The organism is Streptomyces sp. NPDC057010 (assembly GCF_042673805.1).
In the GTDB taxonomy this organism is placed as follows: Bacteria; Actinomycetota; Actinomycetes; order Streptomycetales; family Streptomycetaceae; genus Streptomyces.
The window spans coordinates 1-8,696 of sequence record NZ_JBHUSC010000101.1 but is presented as its reverse complement, the minus strand read 5'-3'; the positions used below and the strand labels follow the sequence as shown (position 1 = coordinate 8,696).

Annotated in this window: 8 protein-coding genes; 3 read left to right on the top strand and 5 right to left on the bottom strand. The window is 72.2% G+C overall.

The window, feature by feature from the left end; genetic code table 11:
• Positions 1 to 36: 36 nt before the first annotated feature.
• The 3 genes from ACFTXQ_RS35940 to ACFTXQ_RS35930 all read right to left on the bottom strand — a co-directional run bounded on the left by ACFTXQ_RS35940 (position 37) and on the right by ACFTXQ_RS35930 (position 4,889).
• Complete coding sequence (locus ACFTXQ_RS35940; RefSeq protein WP_382649702.1) at positions 37 to 3,156, bottom strand: efflux RND transporter permease subunit; 3,120 nt, start codon at positions 3,154 to 3,156, stop codon at positions 37 to 39.
• A 137-nt stretch (positions 3,157 to 3,293) separates the two neighbouring features.
• On the bottom strand, positions 3,294 to 4,031 hold the full coding sequence (locus ACFTXQ_RS35935; RefSeq protein ID WP_382649699.1) for a response regulator: 738 nt from the start codon (positions 4,029 to 4,031) through the stop codon (positions 3,294 to 3,296).
• Between the two features lie 36 nt (positions 4,032 to 4,067).
• Complete coding sequence (locus ACFTXQ_RS35930) at positions 4,068 to 4,889, bottom strand: adenosylcobinamide-GDP ribazoletransferase (RefSeq protein WP_382649696.1); 822 nt, start codon at positions 4,887 to 4,889, stop codon at positions 4,068 to 4,070.
• Positions 4,890 to 4,959: 70 nt separating this feature from the next.
• On the opposite strand from ACFTXQ_RS35930, the gene ACFTXQ_RS35925 reads away from it, so the two are divergent.
• Entirely contained in the window at positions 4,960 to 5,733 is a 774-nt protein-coding gene (locus tag ACFTXQ_RS35925; RefSeq protein ID WP_382649694.1) for a hypothetical protein, read from the top strand.
• A gap of 77 nt (positions 5,734 to 5,810) precedes the next feature.
• Here ACFTXQ_RS35925 and ACFTXQ_RS35920 read toward each other — a convergent pair whose 3' ends face one another.
• Both ACFTXQ_RS35920 and ACFTXQ_RS35915 read right to left on the bottom strand, forming a co-directional pair.
• On the bottom strand, positions 5,811 to 6,089 hold the full coding sequence (locus ACFTXQ_RS35920; protein WP_382649691.1) for a hypothetical protein: 279 nt from the start codon (positions 6,087 to 6,089) through the stop codon (positions 5,811 to 5,813).
• Between the two features lie 13 nt (positions 6,090 to 6,102).
• Entirely contained in the window at positions 6,103 to 6,897 is a 795-nt protein-coding gene (locus tag ACFTXQ_RS35915) for a PspA/IM30 family protein (protein WP_382649689.1), read from the bottom strand.
• Positions 6,898 to 7,140: 243 nt separating this feature from the next.
• On the opposite strand from ACFTXQ_RS35915, the gene ACFTXQ_RS35910 reads away from it, so the two are divergent.
• Positions 7,141 to 7,749, top strand: a complete 609-nt coding sequence (locus ACFTXQ_RS35910) for a DUF3043 domain-containing protein (RefSeq protein WP_382649686.1) — start codon at positions 7,141 to 7,143, stop codon at positions 7,747 to 7,749.
• Between the two features lie 74 nt (positions 7,750 to 7,823).
• Positions 7,824 to 8,531 (top strand): class I SAM-dependent methyltransferase, encoded by a 708-nt coding sequence (locus ACFTXQ_RS35905; protein WP_382649684.1) that lies wholly within the window; start codon positions 7,824 to 7,826, stop codon positions 8,529 to 8,531.
• Positions 8,532 to 8,696: the final 165 nt, after the last annotated feature.

Sequence of the window (8,696 nt, the reverse complement as noted above, 5' to 3'; positions counted from 1 at the left end):
CCGTACGGGAGCCGCCCCTCCGGGCGTTCGGCCCTGTCAGACGCCGGCCGGGGTCTCCTCGTCCGAGGAGCGGGCCGGGTTCGGGACCACCGTCAGGCGGGCCGTCTTCTTCTCGCGGCGGCGTTCCTTGCGGAGTTCCACCATCGTGTAGAGGGTCGGCACCAGGAGCAGGGTCAGCAGGGTGGAGCTGACCAGGCCGCCGATCACCACGACGGCGAGCGGCTGCGAGATGAAGCCGCCCTCGCCGGTGACGCCGAGCGCCATCGGGAGCAGCGCGAAGATCGTCGCCAGGGCCGTCATCAGGATGGGGCGCAGCCGGTGGCGGCCGCCTTCGACGACGGCCTCGACGACGCCCAGGCCCTGGGCCCGGTACTGGTTGACCAGGTCGATCAGGACGATCGCGTTGGTCACGACGATGCCGATGAGCATCAGCATGCCGATCATCGCCGGGACGCCCATCGGGGTGCCGGTGACCAGCAGCAGGCCGAGCGCGCCGGTCGCCGCGAACGGGATCGAGACCAGCAGGATCAGCGGCTGCACCAGCGACCGGAAGGTCGCGACGAGCAGCATGAACACGATCGCGATGGCCGCGAACATGGCCAGGCCCAGCGAGGCGAAGGCCTCGTCCTGGTCCTCCGAGACGCCGCCGATGGAGGCGGTGGCGCCCTCCGGCAGGTCCAGGGCCTTGATCTTCGTCTGGAGGTCGGAGCTGACCGCGCCGGTGTTGTCGCCGACCGGCTTCGCGGTGATGGTGGCGGCGCGGGCGCCGTCGATCCGGGTCATCGCGACCGGCCCGGGGACCACCTTGACGTCGGCGATGTCGCCGAGCCTGAGCGGGCCGACCGGGAGCGCCTGGAGTTCGGCCAGGGTGGTGGCGGGCTGCGCGGAGCGGATGACGATGTCCCGCTCGGTGTTGTCCAGTACGGCCTTGCCGGCCGGGTTGCCCCGTACGGCCTGCGCGACGATCGCGCCGAGCGCGGCCTGGTTCAGGCCCGCGTCCGCGGCCTTGGGGGTGGCGGTGACCGAGATCCGCGGCACGGACTGGGACAGGTCGCTCTGTACGTCGGTGACGTTCTTGAGGGTGGCCACCTCGGCACGCACCTGTTCGGCGGCCTTGGCGAGGACCTCGCCGTCGCCCGCCTTGACGACCACGCTGAGGTTCTGGTTGCCGAAGCCGTTGCCCGCGGCGATCCGGGTCTCGCCGATGCCGTCGAGCTTGGCCAGCTCGCCCTCGATCCGCTTCTTCACGGCCTCCGCGTCGCCCGAGTCCTCCAGAGTGACCTGGTACGAGGCCTGGTTGGAGCCCGTACCGCCGCCGAAGGCCGCGAGGAAGCCGGAGGAGCCGACGGTGACCTGGTAGCTCTTGACGCCGTCGACCGAGGCGAGCGCCTTCTCGACCTTGCGGCTCGCCTCGTCGGAGGCGGCCAGCGAGGTGCCGGGGGCCAGCTCCTGCTTGACCGTCAGGACGTCCTGCTCGCCCTGGTCGAAGAAGTTGGTCTTCAGCAGCGGGGTCATCCCGAAGGTGCCGACGAGGATGACGACCGCGATCGCCACGCTGGTCAGGCGGCGCCGGGTGGCGAAGCCCAGGACGCGGACGTACAGCTTCTGGAGGCGGCTGCGCGCCTCCTTCTCCTCGGCTTCGCGCCGGGCCCGTTCCGGATCCTCCGCGGCACCCTTCGGTGCGCGCAGGAACCAGTACGAGAGCACCGGTACGACCGTCAGCGAGACGAGCAGCGAGGCCAGCAGGGCGGCGGTGACGGTGAGGGAGAAGGAGCCGAAGAGCTCGCCGATCATGCCGCCGACGAGGCCGATCGGCAGGAAGACGGCGACGGTGGTCAGCGTGGAGGAGGTGACCGCGCCGGCGACCTCCTTGACCGCGGTGATGATGGCGCTCTCGCGTTCCTCGCCGTAGCCGAGGTGGCGCTTGATGTTCTCCAGGACCACGATCGAGTCGTCGACGACGCGGCCGATGGCGATGGTGAGGGCGCCCAGCGTCAGCATGTTGAGCGAGAGGTCGCGGGTCCACAGCACGATGAGCGCGAGGACGACGGACAGCGGGATGGAGACCGCGGTGACCAGCGTCGAGCGCAGCGAGGCGAGGAAGACCAGGATCACGATCACCGCGAAGAGCAGGCCGAGCATGCCCTCGGTGGTGAGGCTGGAGATGGACTTGGCGACGGCCGGGCCCTGGTCGCTGACGACGGTGAGCTCGGCGCCGGCGCCGAGGGTGGAGCGCAGCTCGGGCAGCTTGTCCTTGACGGCGTCGGAGATGGCGACGGCGCTGCCGTCCTTGTCCATGGTGAGGACGAGGGCGAGGCTGGGCTTGCCGTTGGTGCGGGTGATGGAGACGGCCTTGGCGGCCTCCTGCTTCACGGTGGCCACGTCGCCGAGGCGGACGGCCGGCTTGCCGGGGCCGGCGCTCAGGCGCAGGTCCTCGATCTGGGCGAGGGAGGTGTAGCCGGCGCCGACGCGGACGGTGCGGTTCTTGCCCTCCTCGTCGAAGGAGCCGGCGGGCACGGTCGCGCCGCCCGCCTGGAGGCCCTGGGCGAGGGCGGCGCCGTCGAGGCCGGCGGCCGCGAGCCTGGCGTTGTCGGGGGTGACGGTGACCTGGAGGTCCTGGACTCCGTCGACGGTGACCTGGCCGACGCCCTCGATGTCGGACAGGACGGGGACGACGGAACGTTCCAGCTGGTCGGCGAGCGCCTGCTGGTCCTTGTCGGAGGTGACGGCGAGGATGACGGTCGGGATGTCGTCGGTGGAGCCGGCCACCACCTGCGGGTCCACCTCGGCGGGCAGCCGGACGCGGGCCCGGTTGACGGCCTGCTGGACGTCGGCGACGAGCTGCTTGGTGCCGGCGTCGCCGTAGTCGAAGGTGGCCATGATGAGGGCGTTGCCCTCGCTGGCGGTGGAGGTGATGCCGGTGATGCCGTCGACGCCCTTGAGCGTGGCCTCGATCGGTTCGACGACCTGCTTCTCCACCACGTCGGGCGAGGCGCCCTGGTACGGCGCGAGCACGGACACCATCGGCAGTTCGATGGAGGGCAGCAGCTGCTGCTTGAGCTGCGGGATGGCTATGGCGCCGAAGAGGAGCGCGACGAGCGACACGAGGCCGATCAACGCCCTTTGGGCAAGGCTGAAGCGGGACAGCCAGGACATGGGTGTGGGATCTCTCTGCAGTGGCGGAGGCGAGGGCCTTTTCAGCCTTGTCCATGACACGGCGCCGCCGCGTCGCTCGCAGGTCCCGTCCTTATGTGCGGCATACCGCGTCCGCAGTACGCCGCACTACTGCGCCGCTATTCCGACCGGGGCCGGACCAGTCCCGATTCGTAGGCTATGACCACCAATTGGGCGCGGTCGCGGGCGCCGAGCTTGGCCATGGCCCGGTTGACGTGGGTCTTGACGGTGAGCGGGCTGACCTCCAGCCGCCCGGCGATCTCGTCGTTGGACAGTCCGGCGGCGACGTGTACGAGGACCTCGCGCTCCCGGACGGTCAGTGCGGCGAGCCGCTGCGCGTGCGTGCCGGCCGCGGCCGCGGCGGCGGCCGGGTCGGCGCCGCCGCCCTGCGCGAGGAAGGTGGCGATGAGCCCCTTGGTGGCGGCCGGGGAGAGCAGGGCCTCGCCCGCGTGCGCGACGCGGATGGCGTTGAGGAGCTCCTCGGGCTCGGCGCCCTTGCCGAGGAAGCCGGAGGCGCCGGCGCGCAGGGCGGCGGCGACGTACTCGTCGACCTCGAAGGTCGTCAGCATCACCACGCGCACGGCGGCGAGTCCGGGATCGCCGCTGATCATGCGGGTGGCGGCGAGCCCGTCGGTGCCGGGCATCCGGATGTCCATGAGGACGACGTCGGGGCGTGCGCTGCGGGCGAGTTCGAAGGCCTGGGCCCCGTCGCAGGCCTCTCCGACGACCTCCATGTCCGGCTCGGAGTCGACGAGCACCTTGAAGGCGCTGCGCAGCAGTGCCTGGTCGTCGGCGAGCAGCACCCGAATGGGCGTGGCGGGGGCGGCGGGGGTCGGGTCCGTCGGAGTGTGGTCCACGGGGTGAGGGTACGCGGGCTGCTGCCGCCGGGCCGGTCAGCCCAGTGCGAGGACGATCAGGGCGGTGGTCGCGGAGACCTCGGCCAGGGCTCCGAAGACGTCGCCGGTGACCCCGTCGAAGCGCCGGACGCAGCGGCGCAGCAGCAGTTCCGCGGCGAGCAGGGCGGCCAGGACTGCGGCGGCGTGCCGGCCGGCGGCCGGCAGCCCGAGCGGGAGGGCGGCGGCCGCGGCCAGGACCACGGCGAGCGCGGTGACGGCGGCGGCCGCACGGCGCGGGACCACTCCGGCGACCGCCGCGCCGAGCCCCTCGGGGCGGGCGGGCGGCACCCCTTCGCGGGAGGCGAGGGTCATGGCGAGGCGGGCGGTCACGGCGGCGGTCACGGCGGCGAGGGCGCCGCGGATCCAGCTGCCGGAGTACGCCTCGGAGAGGGCGGCCACCTGCACCAGCAGCAGGAGGACCAGGGTCACGACGCCGAAGGGGCCGATGTCGGACTGCTTCATGATGCGCAGGGCCTCGCCGGCCGGTTTGGCGCTGCCCAGGCCGTCGGCCGTGTCGGCGAGTCCGTCGAGGTGCAGGCCGCGGGTCAGCGCGGCCGGCACGGCGACGGTGACGGCCGCGGCGAGCATCGGGCCCCCGCCGAGCAGGAGCAGGAGGACCCCGGGCACGGCGGCGAGCAGGCCGACGGCCAGTCCGGCGACCGGGGCGCAGGCCATCCCGGTGCGGGCCGCGGGGCGGTCCCAGCGGGTGATGCGGGCGGGCAGCACGGTCAGGGTGCCGAACGCGAAGCGGAGGCCGTCGGGGAGCGAGGCGCGCTCCGGGGGCGGCTCCGGCGGCTGGTCTTCGAACGAATCTGTCATCGGCGCGAACGCTACCCGCTCACCACGGACGGTAAATTACCCATTACGTACCAAATAGGGAGTCAGTGGGATGGGTCACTGGTGGTATCGCAACATCGTCGAACCGGGGAAGCTGCCCCTGCTCCTCGCGCTGCTCTCCTTCGTACTGTCGTTCCTGATCACCCGCATGATCACCCGGCTGATCCGGGCCGGGCGGGGCCCCTTCAAGAACATCACCCCGGGCGGCGTGCACGTCCACCACGTGGTGCCCGGCGTGATCCTCGTGATCATCGGCGGTTTCGGCGCCGTCGGCAGCGGCCGCCACGGCCTGGGGGCGATGCTCTCGGCCGTCATCTTCGGGCTCGGCGCGGGCCTGGTCCTGGACGAGTTCGCGCTGATCCTGCACCTGGACGACGTCTACTGGAGCGAGCAGGGCCGCAAGAGCGTGGAGATCGTCGTGCTGACGGCCGCCCTGGTGGCGCTGGTCCTGGGCGGATTCGTGCCCTTCGGCGTGAACGACCTGACCGCCGAGGAGCGCCAGAGCCGCGGCCTGGTCGCCATGAACACCGCGGGCAACTTCTTCCTGGCCCTGATCGCCCTGTGGAAGGGCAAGGCGCGCACCGCCCTCTTCGGCGTGGTCGTCCCCTTCGTGGCCCTGATCGGCGCGGTCCGGCTGGCCCGGCCCGGATCCCCGTACGCGAAGAAGTTCTACGCGAAACGCCCGCGCGCCCGCGCCAAGGCCGGACTGCGCGCCTTCCACCACGACCGGCGGTGGGCGGCCCCGCGCCGCAGGTTCGAGAACTTCATCGGCGGCACCCCGGACCCGGAGCGGGCCGCCGCCCCGCAGAGACCGCCCGAGCACTGACCGCGGTACGGCGACGGGCCCGCCCCCGGAACACCGGGGGGCGGGCCCGTCGCCGTGTGGCGGGGCTCAGACTGGGCTCAGCCCGGGATGAGCCCGTCGTCGCCGAGCAGCTCCCGGACCTCGTCGAGCGTCGCGTCGTCCCCGGGCAGGATCAGCTCGGACGGCTCCAGCGCCTCATCGGGGAGCGGCTCGCCGAGCCGCCGTACGGCATCGAGCAGTGCGCCCAGCGTGCGCCGGAAGCCCTCCTCGTCACCGCTCTCCATCTCGGCGAGCAGTTCGTCGTCCAGCTTGTTGAGCTCGGGAAAGTGGCTGTCGGCCACCTTCACCTGGCCTTCCCCCATGATGCGGACAATCATGACGGGCCCCGTCCTACTGCTTGTCGAACCGGTGCTGGGTGTGCGGCTGCTGAGCGGTGCCCGGGGCGCCGCCCTCGATGGCCTGCTGCCGGTCGGAGGGGCCGCCCGCCAGCTCGGCCTTCATGCGCTGGAGCTCCAGCTCCACGTCCGTACCGCCCGACAGGCGGTCCAGCTCGGCCTGGATGTCGTCCTTGGAACCGAGCCCGCTCTGGTCGTCGAGCGCGCCGGAGGCCAGCAGCTCGTCGATCGCGCCGGCGCGGGCCTGCAGCTGGGCGGTCTTGTCCTCGGCCCGCTGGATGGCCAGGCCGACGTCGCTCATCTCCTCCGAGATGCCGGAGAAGGACTCCGCGATCCGGGTCTGCGCCTGGGCCGCCGTGTAGGTGGCCTTGATGGTCTCCTTCTTCGTGCGGAAGGCGTCCACCTTGGCCTGGAGCCGCTGCGCGGCGAGGGTGAGCTTCTCCTCCTCGCCCTGAAGGGTCTGGTGCTGCACCTCCAGGTCGCTGACCTGCTGCTGCAGCGAGGCGCGGCGGGACAGGGCCTCGCGGGCCAGGTCCTCGCGGCCCAGGGCGAGCGCCTTGCGGCCCTGGTCCTCCAGCTTGGCGGACTGCCCCTGGAGCTGGTTCAGCTGGAGCTCCAGGCGCTTGCGGGAGGTCGCCACGTCGGCGACTCCGCGGCGCACCTTCTGCAGCAGTTCGAGCTGCTTCTGGTACGAGTAGTCGAGGGTTTCGCGCGGGTCCTCGGCCCGGTCCAGGGCCTTGTTCGCCTTCGCGCGGAAGATCATCCCCATACGCTTCATGACACCGCTCATGGGCTTCGCGCGCCCCCTTCTAGACGGACTGTGCTCCAGGTCACCGACAGAACCCACAGTACGGGCCCTGTCTCCATTACCGCACTGTTCGAGGACGGATGCGCTCCTCCTCCAGGACGACTGAGTCCCGGCCGTGTCAGGCGTAAGGAGTAGGTGGGCCCCCGAACCGTGCAATGGGAAGACGCCCGCCGTTGCCGGATCGTTCCCCGGCGGGGTGGGGCCCGTGCCCGCAACCACGTAGGCTTGGGTTTTGTGTTTGGGAACCGCTCCTCCAAGGAAGAGAAGGCCGCCGCCACCGACAAGGTGACCGCCGACCTCTCGCAGCCCCGTGACCCGCAGGCCCCGAAGGGCCGCCCTACGCCGAAGCGTGCTGTGGCCCAGTCGCAGCGCAAGGCCGTGGTGGCCTCGACCGGCAACCGCAAGGAGGATGCCAAGCGAGCCCGTGAGCGCCGTCGCGTGGAAATGACCAAGCAGCGCGAGGCGCTGGCCAACGGCGACGAGCGCTACCTGCCCGCCCGTGACAAGGGCCCCGTCCGCCGCTTCGTCCGCGACTTCGTCGACTCCCGCTTCTCGGTCGCCGAAATGTTCCTGCCGCTGGCCGTGGTCATCCTCGTCCTGAGCATGATCCGGGTGCCGTCGATCCAGAACATCGCGCTGCTGCTGTGGCTGGCCGTGATCGCCCTGATCATCGTCGACTCCATCGGCCTCGTGTTCCGCCTCCGCAAGGCGCTGAACGAGCGCTTCGCGAACGAGCCGCGCCGCGGCGCCGTCGCGTACGGCCTCATGCGCACCCTCCAGATGCGCCGGCTGCGCCTGCCGAAGCCGCAGGTCAAGCGTGGGGAACGGCCCTGAGCGGATTTTCCGAGGGCGCCCGGCTCTGGCTGGAGGGCCTGGGCGGGCTCCGTAACGCCGTCCGGCAGGAACTCGTGGGCCGCCAGGTCGACGAGCAGATCGCGCACCGCTTCCCGGTGGGGCAGCGGCTGCGCGTGCTCGACGTCGGCATGGGCCAGGGCACGCAGGCGCTGCGCCTGGCCCGCGCCGGCCACAAGGTCACGGGCCTGGAGCAGGACCCCGCGATGCTGACCGTGGCCCGCGAGGCCCTGGAACGGGAGCCCGCGGGCATCCGCGACCGGGTCCGGCTCATGGAGGGCGACGGCCGCGAGACCGGCGCCCACTTCCTGCCGGGCAGCTTCGACGTGGTGCTGTGCCACGGGGTGCTGATGTACGTGCCCGAGCCCGATGCCATGCTCGCCGGGCTGGCCCGCATGCTCGCCCCCGGCGGCCTCCTCTCGCTGCTGGTCCGCAACGGCGACGCGCTCGCCATGCGGCCGGGGATGGACGCCGACTGGAAGGGCGCGCTGGCCGCCTTCGACAGCACCGACTACACGAACCGGCTCGGCCTGGACGTGCGCGCCGACCGGCTGTCCGGCCTGACGGCCACGCTGTCCGGGATCGGGGCGCCGCTGCAGGCCTGGTACGGGGTGCGGGTCTTCACCGACGGCACCGAGGCCGGGGAGACGCTGCCGCCCGACGAGGAACTGGAGCGGCTGCTGGCCGCCGAGGACCGGGCGGGCCGTACCGATCCCTACCGGGGTGTGGCCGCGCTCTTGCACCTGTGCGGCGTCCGGGGCTGACCCCCGCTGGGCAGCCCGGCTCCGCCGGGACCTGGGGCTCCGCCTCGGCCCGCGCGACGCGGGAGCGGGGCCGGGAAGCCCGGCTCCGCCGGGACCTGGGGCTCCGCCCCAGACCCCGCGCCTCAAACGCCGGCGAGGCTGAAATTGCCCCGCGGCCTCAAACGC

Coding starts and splice junctions, on each gene's coding strand:
- ACFTXQ_RS35940 (WP_382649702.1), bottom strand. CDS start 3,156: ATGTCCTGGCTGTCCCGCTTCAGCCTTGCCCAAAGGGCGTTGATCGGC.
- ACFTXQ_RS35930 (WP_382649696.1), bottom strand. CDS start 4,889: ATGACAGATTCGTTCGAAGACCAGCCGCCGGAGCCGCCCCCGGAGCGC.
- ACFTXQ_RS35925 (WP_382649694.1), top strand. CDS start 4,960: ATGGGTCACTGGTGGTATCGCAACATCGTCGAACCGGGGAAGCTGCCC.
- ACFTXQ_RS35920 (WP_382649691.1), bottom strand. CDS start 6,089: ATGATTGTCCGCATCATGGGGGAAGGCCAGGTGAAGGTGGCCGACAGC.
- ACFTXQ_RS35915 (WP_382649689.1), bottom strand. CDS start 6,897: ATGAGCGGTGTCATGAAGCGTATGGGGATGATCTTCCGCGCGAAGGCG.